The sequence below is a fragment of the Agrobacterium sp. CNPSo 2736 genome (assembly GCF_004005385.1).
Lineage (GTDB): Bacteria > Pseudomonadota > Alphaproteobacteria > Rhizobiales > Rhizobiaceae > Agrobacterium > Agrobacterium leguminum.
Genome location: NZ_RZTX01000001.1, coordinates 214284 through 232628 on the forward strand (window position 1 = coordinate 214284; position 18345 = coordinate 232628).

13 protein-coding genes are annotated in these 18345 nt (G+C 61.4%); 12 read left to right on the plus strand and 1 reads right to left on the minus strand.

The window, feature by feature from the left end:
* Positions 1-252: 252 nt before the first annotated feature.
* The 4 genes from EM858_RS00985 to EM858_RS01000 all read left to right on the plus strand — a co-directional run bounded on the left by EM858_RS00985 (position 253) and on the right by EM858_RS01000 (position 6398).
* Positions 253-1329 (plus strand): efflux RND transporter periplasmic adaptor subunit, encoded by a 1077-nt coding sequence (locus tag EM858_RS00985; RefSeq protein WP_127755524.1) that lies wholly within the window; start codon positions 253-255, stop codon positions 1327-1329.
* Positions 1329-2414 (plus strand): efflux RND transporter periplasmic adaptor subunit, encoded by a 1086-nt coding sequence (locus tag EM858_RS00990; protein ID WP_127755525.1) that lies wholly within the window; start codon positions 1329-1331, stop codon positions 2412-2414. Before EM858_RS00985 ends, EM858_RS00990 begins: the two co-directional genes overlap by 1 nt.
* Positions 2411-5482, plus strand: coding sequence for an efflux RND transporter permease subunit (locus EM858_RS00995; protein WP_127755526.1), 3072 nt, complete (start codon positions 2411-2413; stop codon positions 5480-5482). Before EM858_RS00990 ends, EM858_RS00995 begins: the two co-directional genes overlap by 4 nt.
* A 199-nt stretch (positions 5483-5681) precedes the next feature.
* A complete protein-coding gene (locus EM858_RS01000; RefSeq protein ID WP_127755527.1) occupies positions 5682-6398 on the plus strand; it encodes a FadR/GntR family transcriptional regulator in 717 nt (238 codons plus the stop codon).
* Here the strand turns inward: EM858_RS01000 and EM858_RS01005 are convergent.
* Positions 6367-7794 carry an aspartate ammonia-lyase gene (locus EM858_RS01005; protein WP_245482973.1) on the minus strand — a complete coding sequence of 476 codons (1428 nt, stop codon included), beginning with the start codon at positions 7792-7794 and terminating at the stop codon, positions 6367-6369. The two genes, EM858_RS01000 and EM858_RS01005, sit on opposite strands and share 32 nt — an antisense overlap.
* 273 nt (positions 7795-8067) lie before the next feature.
* On the opposite strand from EM858_RS01005, the gene EM858_RS01010 reads away from it, so the two are divergent.
* The 8 genes from EM858_RS01010 (at position 8068) to EM858_RS01040 (ending at position 18307) form a co-directional block, all read left to right on the plus strand.
* Positions 8068-9519, plus strand: coding sequence for an amino acid permease (locus EM858_RS01010; RefSeq protein WP_127755529.1), 1452 nt, complete (start codon positions 8068-8070; stop codon positions 9517-9519).
* The gene (locus tag EM858_RS01015) at positions 9516-10469 is read left to right on the plus strand and encodes an asparaginase (RefSeq protein WP_127755530.1); all 954 of its coding nucleotides are present in this window, start codon (positions 9516-9518) and stop codon (positions 10467-10469) included. Before EM858_RS01010 ends, EM858_RS01015 begins: the two co-directional genes overlap by 4 nt.
* Before the next feature lie 375 nt (positions 10470-10844).
* Entirely contained in the window at positions 10845-10934 is a 90-nt protein-coding gene (gene kdpF, locus EM858_RS01020) for a K(+)-transporting ATPase subunit F (protein WP_003506089.1), read from the plus strand.
* A 33-nt stretch (positions 10935-10967) separates the two neighbouring features.
* Positions 10968-12671 carry a potassium-transporting ATPase subunit KdpA gene (gene kdpA / locus EM858_RS01025; protein WP_127755531.1) on the plus strand — a complete coding sequence of 568 codons (1704 nt, stop codon included), beginning with the start codon at positions 10968-10970 and terminating at the stop codon, positions 12669-12671.
* Between the two features lie 9 nt (positions 12672-12680).
* Complete coding sequence (locus EM858_RS27010; RefSeq protein WP_164865264.1) at positions 12681-12842, plus strand: hypothetical protein; 162 nt, start codon at positions 12681-12683, stop codon at positions 12840-12842.
* Between the two features lie 44 nt (positions 12843-12886).
* Positions 12887-14971: a potassium-transporting ATPase subunit KdpB gene (gene kdpB / locus EM858_RS01030; RefSeq protein WP_127755532.1), complete on the plus strand. Its 2085-nt coding sequence runs from the start codon at positions 12887-12889 to the stop codon at positions 14969-14971.
* A gap of 12 nt (positions 14972-14983) precedes the next feature.
* Positions 14984-15550, plus strand: coding sequence for a potassium-transporting ATPase subunit KdpC (gene kdpC, locus EM858_RS01035; protein WP_127755533.1), 567 nt, complete (start codon positions 14984-14986; stop codon positions 15548-15550).
* A 54-nt stretch (positions 15551-15604) separates the two neighbouring features.
* On the plus strand, positions 15605-18307 hold the full coding sequence (locus EM858_RS01040; protein ID WP_127755534.1) for a sensor histidine kinase KdpD: 2703 nt from the start codon (positions 15605-15607) through the stop codon (positions 18305-18307).
* Positions 18308-18345 lie beyond the last annotated feature (38 nt).

Here is an 18345-nt window from a genome sequence, read left to right on the forward strand (position 1 = left end):
GCGGAAATGAGAGATGGGTTTGCCTATAGCACCGGCGCAAAAACCGGAACGATTTTTGTGAAGGCGCGCGCATGCTTCACTATGCCGGAACATTGCCGATGCGCCCGCAGGTATGTGCCGGACGAGAAGGAAATGATCATTCGGGAGGCTGGCCCGATGTTCCGGACAGCTCCGCGATCAGCGGCATAAGAATTTCATTGACTATTCAGTCAGTCAAATATTATAGGATGAGGCGAAGATCAAGAGGTCACCATGAGAACTATTCTTATCGCGGCGGCGCTTGGCGGTATTTTCGCCCTGTCGTCCTGCAGCAATGAAGAGCCGCCTGCCGAAAAGCCGCTCCGCACCGTCGATGTGGTCGCGGCTGAGAAAAAGCCTGTCGATCGCGGCAGCGTCATCACCGGCGAAGTAAAGGCACGGGTCCAGACGGATCTGTCCTTCCGCGTCAGCGGCAAGATCACCGAGCGGCTGGTGGATGTGGGCGCAAGGGTGAAGACTGGGCAATTGCTTGCCCGCATGGATCCCGAAGAGCAGAAGGCCGATCTCGATGTCGCCCTGGCCAACCTGCAATCAGCGGAAGCGCAGCAGACGCAGGCGCAATTGACCTTCGACCGTCAGCAAAGCCTGTTCAGGACGCAGGTGACCTCGCGTTCGGCGGTCGACAAGGCCCAGGAAACCCTTCTCACGACGCAAGGAGCGGTGACATCGGCGCAGGCGCAGCTCGATACGGCGCGCGATGCGCTTTCCTATACCGAACTCAGGGCGGATGCGGATGGCGTTATCACGGCGCGCAATGTCGAAGTCGGCCAGGTGGCGCAGGCCGCCCAGCTCGTCTTCACGCTGGCGCATGACGGGCCGCGCGATGCGGTCTTCGATGTCTACGAATCCCTTTTCCTTGAGCGTGATATCGACAATCTTGTCAATGTCAGCCTCCTGTCGGACCCCGCCCGCAGCGTTGCGGCGCCGGTGCGGGAGATTTCTCCGACGATAGACCCGGACAATGGAACGATCAGGGTCAAGGTGGGTCTGAACGGCGATTTGACCATGCCGCTCGGCGCGCCCGTATCCGGCCATTTCCGCTTCAAACAGGTCGATGCGATTGAGCTTCCGTGGTCGGCGATGACGTCGCAGGACGGCTTCCCCGCCGTCTGGGTGGTCGATCCGCAATCTTCGGAAATCGCCATGCGGCGCATCGAGGTCGCCGATTACGAGACCGGTCAATTCGTCATCACGCAGGGGCTTAATGCCGGCGATCTCGTCGTCACCGTCGGCACCAAATTTCTCCGCGCCGGTGAAAAGGTCGCCTATGAAAAGGGGCAGGCACAATAATGTCCAGTATATACAAAAGCTTGTTTTTGGTGGCTGTGGCGATTGCGGTTTCCTCCTGCGAGGACAAGCAGGAAGCCGCCGCCGAGGCGCCGCGTCCGGTGCTTTCCGTCGTCGTGGAAGAGAAGCCCGCCGATGCCCTGCGTCTGACCGGCACTGTGGAATCGCGCATTCAGACCGATCTCGGCTTTCGCGTGCTCGGTCGCATTATCGCCCGCAATGTCGATGTCGCCGATCTGGTGAAGAAGGGCGACGTGGTTGCGTCAATCGATCCGCTCGCGCTCGAGCTTGCGGTGAAGAGCGCGCAATCCGACCTCTCCAATGCGGAAGCGCAGCTGGCCAATGCAGTGACGACCGAGCAGCGCCAGCGTGTGCTGGCCGAGGCGCGCAGCGGCACGGAAGCCGCACTGGAAGAGGCCGAGCAGGCAACACGCACCGCCAATGCCGCTGTCGCCAAGGCCCGCGCCAATCTGGACAAGGCCGAGGAACAGCTGGGTTATGCGCAGCTGCATGCGGAATTTGATGGCGTGGTGACGGCAACTTCGGGCGAAATCGGTCAGGTCGTCTCGGCCGGGCAAACCGTCGTGACCATCGCTCGCCCGGAAGTGCGCGACGTGGTGGTCGATGTTCCGCAGTTTGCGGCGCAGCGGTTGGAGATCGGCTCCGCCTTCGAGGTCGCCCTGCAGCTCGATCCGAAAATTCGCACCACCGGCGTGGTGCGCGAGATCGCTCCGGAAGCCGAAACGGCGACGCGTACGCGCCGCACGAAGATCAGCCTGCAGGATGCGCCGCCGGCATTCCGGCTAGGGTCCGTCGTCACGGCCTCGGTGCTTGCCGCCTCCGAACCGCAGATCATGCTTCCGTCATCGGCCCTGCTGAAAACCGACAATGGATGGGGCGTCTGGATCGTCAATGCCGAGACGGCAACGGTAACGCTCCGCCCGGTCACGATAGAGGGCGAGCCTGCCGAAGGCGGCAGCGTGCGCATCACCGGCGGCGTCAAGCCCGGTGAGCGCGTTGCCAGCGCCGGCGTTCACAAGCTCAAGGATGGACAGGCCATCAGGATCGATCAGGAGGTCCGTCAGTGAAGAAATTCAATCTCTCCGACTGGGCGCTCGAACACCGTTCGCTCGTCTGGTACTTCATGCTGGTTTTCGTTCTTGCCGGCGTTTTCTCCTATCTCAACCTCGGCCGCGAGGAAGATCCGAACTTCACCATCAAGACCATGGTGATCAGCGCGCAATGGCCCGGCGCTTCCGCCGAAGAAGTGGCGCGGCAGGTGACCGACAGGATCGAGAAGAAGCTCGAGGAACTCGATAATCTCGACCATCTGCGCAGCCAGACGGTGGCCGGTCGCACGACGATCTTCGTGGAGCTGGTGCCGGAAACCAAGGCGCGCAACGTCGAGCCGACCTGGGTGCGGGTGCGCAACATGATCGGCGATATCAAGGGCGACTTCCCCTCGGGCGTCGTCGGTCCCTTCTTCAACGACCGTTTCGGCGATGTCTATGGCAATATCTACGCCTTCACCAGCGACGGTCTCAGCCAGCGGCAATTGCGCGATCTGGTGGAGGATGCGCGTGCGAAGGTGCTGACTGTCGACAATATCGGCAAGGTCGATGTCATCGGCGCACAGGACGAGACGATCTATCTGGAGTTCTCCACACGTCAGATCGCGGCGCTCGGCATCGACCAGCAGTCGATCATCAAGACGCTGCAAGCCCAGAACGCCGTCACGCAATCCGGTTTCGTCAATGCCGGGCCGGAGCGCGTGGCGCTGCGTGTAAGCGGCCAGTTCACGTCGGAGGACAGCCTGCGGTCCATCAATCTGCGGGTCAACAACCGGTTCTTCCCGCTGACGGAAGTGGCGACGATCCGGCGCGGTTATGTCGACCCGCCGTCCTCGCTGTTCCGCTTCAACGGCCAGCCGGCCATCGGCCTTGCCATCGGCATGAAAACCGGCGCGAACCTGCTGCACTTCGGCGAGGCGCTGGATGCGCAGATGAAGCGGGTGGTGGCGGATCTGCCTGTCGGTGTCGATGTGCATCGTGTGTCCGATCAGCCGGCCGTGGTCGATGAGGCGGTCTCTGGCTTCACCTCGGCGCTGTTCGAGGCCATCGCCATCGTTCTCGTCATCAGCTTCATCAGCCTTGGCCTCAGGGCCGGCATGGTGGTTGCCGTTTCCATTCCGCTCGTGCTGGCGATCACCTTCGTCTACATGGAATATACCGGCATCTCGCTGCAACGCATCTCTCTGGGCGCCCTCATCATCGCGCTCGGGTTGCTTGTCGACGATGCGATGATCGCCGTCGAGATGATGGTCGCGCGGCTTGAAGTGGGAGACGATCTCAGGAAAGCGGCGACCTATGTTTATACCTCCACCGCTTTCCCGATGCTGACCGGTACGCTGGTCACGGTCGCCGGCTTCATTCCCGTCGGCCTCAACAACAGCGCGGCGGGTGAATTCACCTTCACGCTTTTTGTGGTGATCGCCGTTTCGCTGATCGTGTCATGGATCGTCGCGGTCCTGTTCACGCCGCTGCTCGGCGTGACGATCCTGCCGAAGACGATGAAATCGCATCATGAAAAGAAGGGCCGCTTTGCCTCCGCCTTTTCCTGGCTTCTCGGCCGGGCGCTGCGCTGGCGCTGGGTGACGATTATCCTCACCATTGCGCTGTTCGGCCTTTCCGTTGGCGGCATGAGCCTTGTGCAGCAGCAGTTCTTCCCGTCATCCGACCGCGTGGAGCTGATCGTTGACTGGAACCTGCCGCAGAACAGTTCCATTGCCGAAACCAACCGGCAGATGGCGCAGTTCGAGCAGGAAATGCTGGCCAAGAATCCGGATATCGACCATTGGACAACCTATGTCGGTGAAGGCGCGCCGCGTTTCATCCTGTCCTTCGACGTGCAGACGCCGGATGTCACCTTCGGGCAGACGGTCATTGTCACCAAGGGGCTGGATGTCCGCGACAAGGTGCGCGCCGAATTGCAGGACTATCTGAACAAGACTTTTATCGGCACCGACGCCTTCGTGAAACTGCTCGATATCGGTCCGCCAGTCGGGAAACCGGTGCAATATCGCCTCAGCGGTCCTGATATCCAGAAGGTGCGCGAACTCGGGCAGCAATTGTCGGGCATCGTCGGCGAACATCGGCTACTGTCCAACATGGTGATGGACTGGAACGAGCCGACGCGCGTCGTCAAGGTCGATGTTCTGCAGGACAAGGCCCGCCAGCTCGGCGTCTCCTCGGAAGATATCGCCAATGCCATGAACAGCATTGTCGAAGGATCCACCGTCACGCAGGTGAGGGACGATATCTACCTCGTCAACGTGGTGGCGCGGGCGCAGCTTTCGGAGCGCGGCTCCATCGAGACCTTGCAGAACCTGCAATTGCCGGCGACCAACGGCAAGGCCGTGCCGCTCTCGGCAATCGCCAATTTCCGCTATGAGCTGGAGCAGCCGACCATCTGGCGTCGTGACAGGATCCCGACGGTCACCGTCAAGGCGGCCATTATCGGTCCAACGCAGCCGGCGACGATTGTGGAACAGCTGAAGCCGAAGATCGAGGCGTTCCAGAAAACGCTTCCCGTCGGCTATACGCTGGAGACGGGCGGCTCAGTGGAATCCAGCGCGGATTCGCAAGCACCGATTGTCGCTGTCGTGCCCATGATGCTGTTTGCGATGGCGACGATCCTGATGATCCAGTTGCAGAGCTTCAGCCGGCTGTTCCTGGTCTTTGCCGTGGCGCCGACTGCCCTGATCGGTGTCGTGGTGGCGCTGCTTTTCTCCAATGCGCCGATGGGCTTCGTCGCCATTCTCGGCGTGCTGGCGCTGATCGGCATTCTGATCCGCAACTCGGTCATTCTCGTCGTGCAGATCGAGCATCTGAGAAGCGAAGGGGTCTCGGCATGGCGTGCCGTCATCGAGGCGACCGAGCATCGCATGCGGCCGATCATGCTGACGGCGGCGGCGGCCACCCTCGCCCTCATCCCCATCTCCCGGGAAATCTTCTGGGGCCCGATGGCCTATGCGATGATGGGGGGTATCGTGGTTGGCACGGCGCTTACCCTGCTCTTCCTGCCGGCGCTCTATGTCGCGTGGTTCCGCATTCCGCGTGAGGATGACAAGCCGGAGGCAGCGGAAATCAAGGCGTAATATCTGACGCGGAGCGAGGGTGCGGCGATACAGCGCCCTCGCTTCAACAAAAAATATCCGCCGTCGTTGTTCCGGCTGGCAGGATAATGTTAGGAAGGTCGGCTTGGCTGCGAGAGCGGCGGCCGTCCTTTTGCGTTTGGACGGTTGTCTGGTTTTGCGTTGATATTGCGAACATATTGAGAGTGCGGAGGGTTTGAAGATGGGCGGGTTGTCGGATTGGCTAGCGGATGCGCAGCCGATCAATCGCAAGAATGCCGCAGAAGCGGTGTTCGATGATATCCGTTCCGCCATCACCTCGGGGCAGCTTGCAGTTGGCACCCGGCTGCCTTCCGAAGCCCATCTGGCCGCCCGATATGGCGTCAGCCGGCCGATTGTTCGCGAAGCTTTGCGGTCGCTCCAGACCCTGGGGCTGACGCAGACCCGCACCGGAAGCGGCACCTATGTGATGACGCCGACGCCGCCTTCCGAATTGAATTACGGCGCCTATTCCGCCCGCGATCTGATCGAGGCCCGCCCCTTCATCGAAGTTCCTGCGGCCGGTTGGGCGGCGTTGAGGCGCACGAATGCTCAGCTGGAAGTCCTGCTTGACCTCTGTGATCGGATGGAAGCCGAAGAAAGGCCGCATCCCTGGGTGCTGCTGGATGGGCAATTCCATTGCGCCATTGCGGAAGCTTCGGCCAACAGGCTGTTCGCCAAGGTGGTGGCCGATGCCCGTGAGGCGCTGTCCCAACAGTCAGAGATGGTCAATCTGATGGCCGGTCGTCGCGTCGCCTCGAATTTCGAGCACCGCCGGATCGTCGAGGCGATCCGGCGGGGTTCAGCGCCCGAGGCGCGGGAGGCGATGGAGCTTCACCTTGGGCAGGTGAAGCAGGTGGTGACGACGATTATTGGCGAAGATCGGCTTCGCCAGCCGTGACGGCGGGCAGGTTGGCAAGGTGCCGCGGGCTCAGCGCCTGCTGCAATTGCGCATCGGTTAGATAACCGCGTTCCAGAACTACCTGCGGCACGGTGCGGCCGCTGGCAAGCGCCTCTTTGGCCACTTCCGTCGCCGCATAATAACCGATCAGCGGGTTGAGTGCGGTGGCGAGACCGATGGACTCTTCCACACGCTGCGCCATGATCGTCGGATTGGCGACGATGCCGTCGACGCAGCGTTCTGCCAGCGTACGGCAAGCGGCGCTGAGTTGGCTGATGCTCTGTGAAAGTGCGCGCACGATGATTGGCTCGAAAGCGTTCAGCTGCAGCTGCCCGGCTTCGGCCGCCATGGTGATGGTGATGTCATTGCCGATCACCGCATAGGCCACCTGGTTGACCACTTCGGGAATGACCGGATTGATCTTGCCCGGCATGATGCTGGAACCCGCCTGAACGGAGGGCAGGGTGATCTCGCCGATACCGGCGCGCGGGCCGGAAGAGAGCAGGCGAAGGTCGTTGCAGGTCTTCGACAGCTTCACCGCAACGCGTTTCAGCACGCCGGAGAGATGCACGAAGGCGCCGGGGTCCTGTGTGGCTTCGATGAGGTCTGCCGCCGTCACCAGCGGGCGTCCGGTCAGCTCCGCCAGATGCTGGCAGGCAAGCTCGGCATAACCACGCGGTGCATTCAGCCCGGTACCGATGGCGGTGGCGCCGAGATTGATCTCGTGCAGAAGTGCGGCGGATTCGATGAGGCGTGCCTGATCTTCTCCCAGCATCACCACGAAGGTGCGGAATTCCTGGCCGAGCGTCATCGGCACGGCGTCCTGCAATTGCGTACGGCCGATCTTGATGAAGCCGGCAAACTCCTGCGCCTTGCAGTCGAAGGCATCCTTCAGCACACCCATGGAAGCCGCCAGATCGTCGATGGCCTCGATCAGCCCGACATTGATCGCGGTCGGATAGGCGTCGTTGGTCGACTGGCTGAGATTGACATGGTCATTCGGGTGAAGGCGGGCATAGTCGCCTTTTTCGTGTCCGAGCAGTTCGAGCGCACGGTTGGCGATGACCTCGTTGGCATTCATGTTGGTGGAGGTGCCGGCGCCGCCCTGAATTTCATCCACCACGAACTGCTCATGCAGCGCGCCGGCGCGGATTTCGCGGCAGGCCTCTGCGATGGCTTCCATACGTTCGGCGTCGAGCAGGCCGAGCTCGTGATTTGCGCGTGCCGCCGCCTCCTTCACATAGGCCAGTCCCCGGACGAGATAGGGGTTGTGGCCGATGGTCACCCCGGTGATCTTGAAGTTTTCCACAGCGCGTGCCGTGTGCACGCCCCAATAGACATCCGCCGGAATTTCCTTCGTCCCGAGCAAATCATGCTCCTTGCGCGTCACGCTCACTTTTTCCTCCACTGGCTTTTAAGCGTTGCTATATCTGTAAAGCTGTCTTACAGATTTTTTGACCTTAATTGGGGTGGAGGAGAAGGTCAATCATATCGAATACGCTTGACGAACGGCATTATCTGCCATTATGAGGGGCGAAAATCTGTCATGCAGCTTTACAGCGCGCATGAGCATGCATGCTGGCCATATTCCAGCGCGGACTGTGCCAGTTTCATTTTCATTTCCGGCTTATCGCCGACTGCAAGCACTTTATCGGGAGGATAAATATCCATGCATTCTGGGAAAACGGCGTCCGCCGACCGTGAGGTCTTCGTCGAAGAAGATCTCGGTTACCACAAGGCCCTCAAGCCACGTCAGATCCAGATGATCGCCATTGGCGGCGCCATCGGCACCGGGCTTTTCCTCGGTGCGGGCGGGCGTCTGGCGCAGGCCGGCCCGGCGCTGGTGTTCGTTTATGCGCTGTGCGGTTTCTTCGCGTTTCTGGTGCTGCGCGCGCTCGGCGAACTGATCATGCATCGCCCGAGCTCCGGTTCCTTCGTGTCCTATGCTCGCGAATTCTACGGCGAGAAGATGGCCTTCGCGGCCGGCTGGATGTATTGGCTGAACTGGGCCATGACTTCTGTGGCGGATGTGACCGCTGTTGCCCTCTACATGAATTTCTTCAAGCAATATGTTCCGTGGCTTGCGGGTATCGACCAGTGGGTCTTCGCGATGACGGCGCTTCTGGTCGTGCTGGCGATGAACATGCTGTCGGTGAAGGTCTTCGGCGAGCTTGAATTCTGGTTCAGCCTCATCAAGGTGCTGGCGCTTGCGATCTTCCTCGTTGTCGGCATTTATTTCGTCATCTTCGGCACCCCCATCGAAGGTCATGTCACCGGCTTCAGCATCATCACCGACAATGGCGGCTTCTTCCCGAACGGTATTTTGCCAGCCTTCGTCATCATACAGGGCGTCGTCTTCGCTTATGCCTCCATCGAACTGATAGGCACGGCGGCAGGCGAGACGGAAGACCCGCGCAAGGTCATGCCCCGCGCCATCCGCGCCGTCGTCCTGCGTCTCGTGGTCTTTTATGTCGGTTCGGTGCTGCTGTTCGCGCTGCTTCTGCCCTACACCGCCTACAAGGCCGGCGAGAGCCCCTTCGTCACCTTCTTCGGTTCCATCGGCGTGCAGGGGGCTGACGTGATCATGAACCTTGTCGTTCTGACCGCCGTGCTGTCCTCGCTCAATGCCGGGCTTTATTCCACCGGCCGCATCCTACATTCCATGGCGGTTTCTGGCTCTGCTCCGGCGGCGCTGGCGAAGATGAACAAGAATGGCGTGCCTTATGGCGGCATTGCAGTCACGGCCGTCGTCACCGTTCTCGGCGTGGCCCTGAATGCGGTCGTTCCCTCCGCTGCTTTCGAAATCGCGCTTAACCTCTCGGCGCTCGGCATCATCTGCGCATGGGCGGTTATCGTGCTTTGCCAGCTGAAGCTCTGGCAGCTTTCCAAGCGTGGTGAACTCGTGCGTCCGGACTTCCGCATGTTCGGCGCGCCCTATACCGGCATTCTCACGCTCATCTTCCTGTTCGGCGTGCTGGTGCTGATGGCTTTCGATTATCCTGTCGGCTCCTGGACCATCGCTTCGTTGCTGATCATCATCCCGGCGCTCGTCATCGGCTGGTATCTCTTGCGTGACCGCATCTACCGCCTTGCGGACGAGCGTGCGGGAGCATCGCAGTGAGCGGGCAGGACGCAACGCCTCTGGTGGCGGTCATCGCCACCGGCGGCACCATCGCCAGCCGGCGTGGTGCCGATGGCGTGAGCACGCCCAGCCTTTCGGGGGAGGACCTGCTGGCGCTGGTTCCGCAGATCAACGCCCGGCTGAAGCCGGTCGATCTGATGGCGAAGGATTCCTCCAGCCTGACACTGGCGGACATGCAGCGCATCAGCGATGCGGTGGGTACCGAGCTCGATGATCCCGCCGTTACCGGCATCGTGGTTCTGCATGGCACCGACGCGATGGAAGAATCCTCGCTGCTCGTACATTTGCAGCGGGTCATCACAAAACCGGTGGTCTTCACCGGCGCACAGTTTACCGCAGACCATAAGGACGCGGACGGGCCGGCCAATCTGGCCCGGGCCATAGAAACAGCGCTTGATCGAGCGAATGCCGCAAAAGGCGTGCTCCTCTCCTTCGGCGGCCGCTGTCTGCCGGCCTGGGGGCTCTATAAGCTGAGCGCGGACGAGGCGGACGCCTTCCGCTCCGCCCGGCCGTTGGCTGCCGCCGCAACGCTGCGGCTTTCCGCCCCGGTAACCGATCAGCGCGTCGATATCGTCGCCATTCATCCCGGCTGTGACGCGACCCATATCGATGCAAGCCTGCAGGCGGGCGCGAAAGGCATCGTCCTTGCCGCACTCGGTTCCGGCAACGCCAATCCGCGTATCGCCGAAGCCGTGAAGCGCTGCGCCGAACGCGGCGTTCCCGTCATCGTTTCCAGCCGTGTGCCGGAAGGGCGGCTGGTGGCGACCTATGGCGGCGGCGGCGGCGGGCATGACCTTGTCGCGGCGGGCGCCGTGCATTCATCCACGCTTCGCCCGGGCCAGGCCCGGATTTTGCTGGCAGCGCTGCTGGCCGGCAAAAGTTCGGCGGAAACCATCGTTTCCGCTTTCGGTGACAGCCCGCTCTCTTAGAGCATTTCCAGGAAAAGTGGACCCCCGTTTTCCGTCCGGAAATGCGTCAAAACTCTAAGTAGCGGCAGCGATGCCCGCGACCGGCGGGCATCGAAATTCCTATAGGATTCCTATTTTATTGCCTCTGTGGCCGTCTCGAACCTTTATGCGGTTCGGGTGCATTCTTCTGGCTGAGAAGGGATGGTGTTCCCTTCTCAGCCAGAAAGAATGAAAAGCGACGTCCCACATGACGGCGCTTTTCTTCCTGTCCGGCTCCTCGAATAAAAAGGAGTCCCATCGATGATGGATGTTGTTCTGATCGGCGCAGCGACGGTGTTTTTCGCCCTCTGCTTTGCCTATACGCGCGCCTGCGACCGGCTTTAGGCGGAGGCTGCGATGACATTCGACTATATCTTGAGCGGTGCCGTCACGGTCTTTATCGCCGCCTATCTCACCTATGCTCTCATTCGCCCCGAACGTTTCTGATCGGGAAGCGGCGGCTATTGAAAGTTCAATACCATGACCCTCAATGGATGGTTTCAGGTCCTGCTTTTCTGCGGGATCATTTTTGCGCTGGTGAAGCCGCTCGGCTTCTATATGGCGCGTGTCTTTAATGGCGAGCGCACCCTGCTGTCGCCGGTTCTCGCGCCCGTCGAGCACGGCCTTTATGCCCTTGCCGGGACAAGCGAGCGTGAGGAGCAGCACTGGACGACCTATGCGTTCTCCATGCTTCTCTTCAACCTGCTCGGTTTTGCCCTGCTTTATGCCCTGATGCGCTTTCAGGCGGTGCTGCCCTATAATCCGCAGGGAATGGCGGCCGTGGGGCCGGAATTGTCCTTCAATACGGCGGTCAGCTTCGTCACCAACACCAACTGGCAGAATTATGGCGGCGAAAGCACCCTGTCCTATCTGACCCAGATGGCCGGTCTCACCGTACAGAACTTCGTTTCCGCCGCAACAGGCATGGCCATCGCCATCGGCCTCATCCGTGCGTTTTCCCGCGCTTCCGGCAAGGCGATAGGCAATTTCTGGGTGGATATGGTCCGCTCCACGCTCTACGTGCTTTTACCCCTCTGCATCGTGCTGACCCTCGTTTACGTCTGGCTTGGTGTGCCGCAGACACTCGGCGCCTACGTGAACGCGCAGACGCTGGAAGGCGCGCAGCAGACGATCGCCGTCGGCCCCGTCGCGTCGCAGCTGGCGATCAAGATGCTGGGCACCAATGGCGGCGGCTTCTTCAACGCCAATTCGGCGCATCCCTTCGAGAACCCGGATGCCATTTCCAACATGCTCCAGATGGTGTCGATTTTCGCCATTGGTGCAGCCTTTACCAATGTCTTCGGCCGCATGGTCGGCAATCAGCGCCAGGGCTGGGCGATCCTCGCCGCCATGGGCGTGCTGTTCATCGCCGGCGTCGCCGTCACCTATTGGGCGGAAGCGGCCGGAAACCCGCTGATGCACGGCTTCGGTCTTGCCGGCGGCAATATGGAGGGCAAGGAAGTCCGTTTCGGCGTGGCGCTCTCATCGCTCTTCGCGGTCATCACCACCGCCGCCTCCTGCGGCGCGGTCAACGCCATGCATGGCAGCTTCACGGCGCTGGGCGGTCTTATCCCACTCATCAACATGCAGTTGGGCGAGGTGATCGTCGGCGGTGTCGGCGCGGGTTTTTACGGTATTCTGCTCTTCATCGTCATCGCCATCTTCGTGGCGGGTCTGATGGTCGGGCGCACGCCGGAATATCTGGGCAAGAAGATCGAGGCCAAGGAAATGAAGATGGCGGTTCTGGCCATTCTCTGCCTGCCGCTCGCAATGCTGGTCTTCACGGCAACGGCCACCGTGCTGCCCTCGGCGGTCGCGTCAATCGGCACGGCGGGGCCGCACGGCTTCTCCGAAATCCTCTATGCCTATACCTCGGCGGCCGCCAATAACGGCTCGGCCTTCGGCGGCCTCACCGGCAACACCACCTGGTACAACATCACGCTTGGCTTTGGCATGCTGATGGGCCGTTTTCTGGTCATCATTCCGGCACTCGCCATTGCCGGTTCGCTGGTCACCAAGAAGACCGTTCCGGCCTCGGCTGGCACCTTCCCGACAGACGGCCCGCTTTTCGTCGGCCTGCTGGTCGGCACGATCCTGATCGTCGGCGGCCTTACCTTCCTGCCTGCGCTGGCGCTCGGCCCCGTTGCCGAACATCTGGTGATGGCGGCAGGCCAGCTCTTCTGAGGTTATGCCATGAACGACAAGTCCCGAAGTAACCGCATCGTCTCCACCCGCAAAGGCGCTCCCGTCAAAGGGAGCGCCACCCCCGGGGGCTGGTGCGCTTCCAATGTCATTCTCGCGATGATGGCGGCTCTCGTCGCCGCCGTTATCGCTCTCGAAGTTATCACGGGCTGATCGACCTTCATCGGTCGCCCTGTTTCAAACGCTGGAGCCTCTTCATGAGCCAGTCCAAACAAGCGAGCATCCTCGATTCTCGCATTCTCGTGCCGGCCATTACCGCCGCATTCAAAAAGCTCAACCCGCGCACGCTGGCGCGCAACCCGGTCATGTTCGTGGTCGCGACGGTGTCGGTGCTGACAACAGTGCTGTTCATCCGCGATCTCATCATGGGCGGCGCCAATCTCGGCTTTTCCTTCCAGATCAATCTCTGGCTCTGGTTTACCGTATTGTTTGCCAATTTCGCGGAAGCCGTCGCCGAAGGGCGCGGCAAGGCGCAGGCGGATTCGCTGCGCCGGACCCGTACCGAAACCCAGGCGAAACTGCTCACCGGCGATGATCGCAGCCAGTATAAGATGGTGGCGGGCACCAGCCTGAAAGTGAACGATGTCGTTCTCGTCGAGGCGGGTGATATCATCCCCTCCGACGGTGAGGTCATCGAAGGTGTCGCCTCCGTCAACGAGGCGGCAATCACCGGCGAATCCGCCCCCGTCATCCGGGAATCCGGCGGCGACCGCTCTGCCGTCACCGGCGGCACGCAGGTGCTGTCGGACTGGATCAGGGTTCGCATCACCGCCGCTGCCGGCTCCACCTTCCTCGACCGGATGATTTCGCTGGTCGAAGGTGCTGAACGCCAGAAAACGCCGAACGAGATCGCGCTCAACATTCTGCTTGCCGGCATGACGCTGATCTTCGTGCTGGCTACGGCGACCATTCCGAGCTTCGCATCCTATGCCGGTGGTTCGATCCCGATCATCGTGCTGGTGGCTCTGTTCGTGACGCTGATCCCCACCACCATCGGCGCGCTTCTGTCCGCCATCGGCATTGCCGGCATGGACAGGCTGGTTCGTTTCAACGTGCTCGCCATGTCCGGCCGCGCTGTCGAGGCGGCCGGCGATGTCGATACGTTGCTGCTCGACAAGACCGGCACCATCACCCTCGGTAACCGGCAGGCGACCGAGTTTCGTCCCGTTGCGGGTGTTTCCGAGCAGGAACTGGCCGATGCGGCGCAGCTTGCCTCCCTTGCCGACGAAACGCCGGAAGGCCGCTCCATCGTGGTTCTCGCCAAGGAAAAATACGGCATCCGCGCCCGCGACATGCAGAAGCTGCATGCGAATTTCGTTCCCTTCACCGCCCAGACCCGCATGAGCGGTGTCGATTTCGAAGGTTCCTCCATTCGCAAGGGCGCAGTCGACGCCGTTCTTGCCTATGTTAATGGCGGCGCTTCGCAACAGGGCAATGTGGCGCTTGCCGTCAAAACCGAAACGGACGCCGCACGCGGCATCCGGACAATTGCGGAAGAGATCGCCAAGACCGGCGGCACGCCGCTCGCCGTCGTGCGAGATGGAAAGCTGCTCGGCGTCGTGCAACTGAAGGATATCGTCAAGGGCGGCATTCGCGAGCGTTTCGCAGAGCTTCGCCGCATGGGCATCCGCACGGTGATGATTACCGGCGACAACCCGATGACGGCCGCGGCAATAGCAGCGGAAGCTGGCGTCGATGATTTCCTCGCCCAGGCGACACCGGAAAACAAGCTGGAGCTTATCCGCGAGGAACAGGCCAAGGGCAAGCTCGTCGCCATGTGCGGCGACGGCACCAACGACGCGCCGGCGCTGGCGCAGGCCGATGTCGGTGTTGCCATGAACACCGGCACGGTGGCGGCCCGCGAAGCCGGCAATATGGTCGATCTCGACAGCGATCCGACCAAGCTCATCGAGATCGTCGAAATCGGCAAGCAATTGCTGATGACACGCGGCGCGCTGACGACGTTCTCCATCGCCAACGATATCGCCAAATATTTCGCCATTATCCCGGCAATGTTCCTGGCGCTCTATCCGCAGCTTGGCGTTCTGAATGTGATGGGGCTTTCGACACCGCAGAGCGCCATCCTGTCGGCCATCATCTTCAACGCGCTCATCATCATCGCGCTGATCCCACTCTCGCTGAAGGGCGTCAAATATCGGCCGATCGGTGCGGGCGCGCTGCTGTCGCGCAATCTGGTCATCTATGGCCTCGGCGGCATCATCGTTCCCTTCATCGGCATCAAGGTCATCGACCTCGCCGTCACGGCGCTCGGTCTCGCCTGAGGAGTAAAGACAATGTTCAAACAGCTTCGTCCCGCACTGGTGCTCATCCTCGCCACCACCGCCATCACCGGCCTTGCCTATCCTCTGGGCATGACGGGTCTCGCGCAGGCGATCTTCCCCTTTCAGGCCAATGGCAGCCTCATCGAAAAGAGTGGTGCGGTTGTGGGTTCGCAATTGATCGGGCAGGGCTTTGCCAGTGAGAAATATTTCCATGGCAGGCCATCGGCTGCCGGCGATGGTTACAACGCCGCTTCGTCGTCCGGCTCCAATCTCGGGCCGACGAGCGCCAAGCTCATCGACCGGGTGAAACAGGATTACGAGGCCGCAAAAACCGAAAATCCGGCGGCCGAGGTTCCGGTCGATTTGGTGACGGCTTCGGGCAGCGGGCTTGATCCGCATGTTTCGCCGGAGGCCGCTTATTTTCAGGTTCCCCGTGTCGCCAGGGCAAGGGGCATGGATGAGGCGTCCCTGCGCGCCATCGTCGAGCGCCATGTCGAAGGACCGGAACTCGGATTCATGGGAGAGCCGGTCGTGAATGTGCTTGCGCTGAACATGGCTCTTGACGCAGCCGGCTCATGAACTGAAATGGCTATGGCTTGTTCGCAAGCCATAGCCTCGACACTGGTGGGTTAAATGCCTGACGACAATCGCGATATGCCGAGCCGACCATCGCCCGATGCGCTGCTGGAAAACGCCCGGCGCGAGGCGCGGGGCCGGCTGAAGATATTTTTGGGGGCGGCACCCGGCGTCGGCAAGACCTATGAAATGCTGATGTCCGGCCGTGCGAAGCTCGCCGATGGGGTGGATGCCGTCATCGGCGTCGTGGAAACCCACGGCCGCCGGGAAACCGAAACGCTGGTGCAGGGTTTCGAGATCATCGCGCGGAGGCGTATCGATTATCGCGGTCAGGTGCTGGAAGAGATGGATCTCGATGCCATTCTCGCCCGCCGTCCCGCCCTGGTTCTGGTCGATGAACTGGCCCACACCAATGCCGCCGGCAGCCGCCACCCCAAGCGCTACATGGACGTTCAGGAAATCCTTGCGCAGGGTATCGACGTCTATACGACGCTGAACATCCAGCATGTCGAAAGCCTGAACGACATTGTTGCGCAGATCACCCGCATCCGCGTTCGCGAAACGGTGCCCGACAGCATCATCGACCGGGCCGACGATGTCGAAATCATCGATATTACGCCAGACGATCTGATCAAGCGCCTGCAGGATGGCAAGGTTTACCTGCCCCGCACCGCCCGGCGCGCCATCGAGAATTATTTCTCTCGCGGCAACCTGACGGCGCTGCGCGAACTCGCGCTTCGCCGCACCGCGCAACGGGTGGATGAGCAATTGCTCAACCACATGCAGTCCCATGCCATTTCCGGCCCATGGGCCGCTGGAGACCGGGTTCTGGTTTGCCTGGACCACGGCGGCAATGGCCCGGGTCTGGTACGTTATGCCCGCCGGCAGGCAGATCGTCTGCGCGCGCCCTGGACGGCGCTGCATCTCGATACGCCGCGTTCGCAACAATTGTCGGAGGCGGAGAAGGACCGGCTGGCCGGCACGATGCGGCTTGCCCAGCAGCTTGGCGGCGAGACGGTGACCCTGCCGGCGCTCGACCTGACGCGGGAGATCATCTCCTACGCCAACGCCAATAATTTCACCCACATCATCATCGGCCGCCCGCGAAAATCCTGGTGGCAACGGATTTTTCAGCGTTCGCTGACGCATGATCTGATCGATCATGCGGGCGATATCAGCGTTCACGTCATTTCCGGCGATAAAAAAGAAGAGAAGCCGGGCCAGGCCGCAAAGCCGGCCTCGGCGCAATCGTATCGTTCCATACGGCCCTATCTTAACAGCACCCTGTTCGTCGGCCTGGCGATCGTGGCCGGCATCGTGCTCGACCAGACGCTCGATGTCAGAAATCTGGCGCTGGTGTTCCTGATGGCGGTTCTGGCCGCCGCCGTGCGCGGCGGGCTGGGGCCAGCGCTTTATGCTTCCCTGCTCGGCGCTTTTGCATTCAATTTTTTCTTCCTTGAGCCGCGTTACACCCTGACCGTTCGCGATCCGGAAAGTGTCGTGGCGCTGCTGTTTTATCTCGGCGTGGCGCTTGTCGCCTCCAATCTCACGGCGGCCGTACAACGGCAGGCCGCCGCCGCACGGGCAAGGGCGCGAACGACGGAAGATTTATATCTGTTCTCCAAGAAGCTTTCGGTGACAGGAACGCTGGACGATGTGCTGTGGGCGGCCGCTTTCCAGATGGCCTCGATGCTGAAGGTTCGGATCGTTCTGCTTTTACCGGAAAACAATACGATCACGGTCAAGGCGGGATATCCGCCGGACGATACGCTGGTGGATGCCGATATTGCCGCCGCGCAATGGGCCTGGGAACATAACAAGGCAGCTGGCAGGGGCGCGGATACCCTTCCCGGCGCCAAACGTCTTTACCTGCCCCTGCGCACCGGCAGCGGCGCCGTCGGCGTGGTGGGGCTGGACGATGACCGGCTCGGCCCGCTTCTGACACCGGAACAGCAGCGGCTGTTCGATGCCCTGGCCGATCAGGCGGCACTTGCCATCGAGCGAATCCAGCTCGTCTCGGATGTCGACCGGGCGAGGCTTGCGGCGGAAACCGACCGGCTGCGCACCGCGCTTCTGACATCCATCTCCCATGATCTCAAGACACCGCTTGCGGCCATTCTGGGCTCGGCCGGAACGCTGAAGGATTTCGCCGAGGACATCCCGCCGGATGCGCGCGCCGAACTGCTTTCGACGATCGTCGAGGAATCCGAGCGGCTGAACCGGTTCATCTCCAACCTTCTTGATATGACGCGGATCGGCTCGGGCGCGATGGAGCCGAATTACGGTCTGCATTTCGTGGGCGATATGGTTGGAACCGCACTTTCGCGCGCCGCGAAAATCGTCGTCAGGCATGAGATCGTTCTGGATATTCCTTCCGACCTGCCGATGCTGAAGGTCGACCCCGTGCTTTTCGAACAGGTTCTGTTCAATCTCATCGATAATGCCGCCAAATACGCTCCCGAACATACCGCCATCGAGATTCGCGGCTGGCGGCAGGGGAAAAATATCTTCCTCTCCGTGGCAGACGCGGGGCCGGGTATTCCACCCGACGATACGGAACGGGTGTTTGACAGTTTCTACCGGGTGCGCAAGGCGGATCATGTGCAGGCCGGAACGGGCCTGGGGCTGTCCATATGCAAGGGGTTTATCGAGGCCATGGGCGGTTCGATCCGCGCGGAAAACAGGCCGGGCCGTGCCGGTGCGCAGTTTACCGTCAGTCTGCCCGTTCCCGCCGATGCGCCGGTGATAGACCATGATTAAGGCGCGATTGCCGGCGACAAGCAGCTATGCCGCTGAGG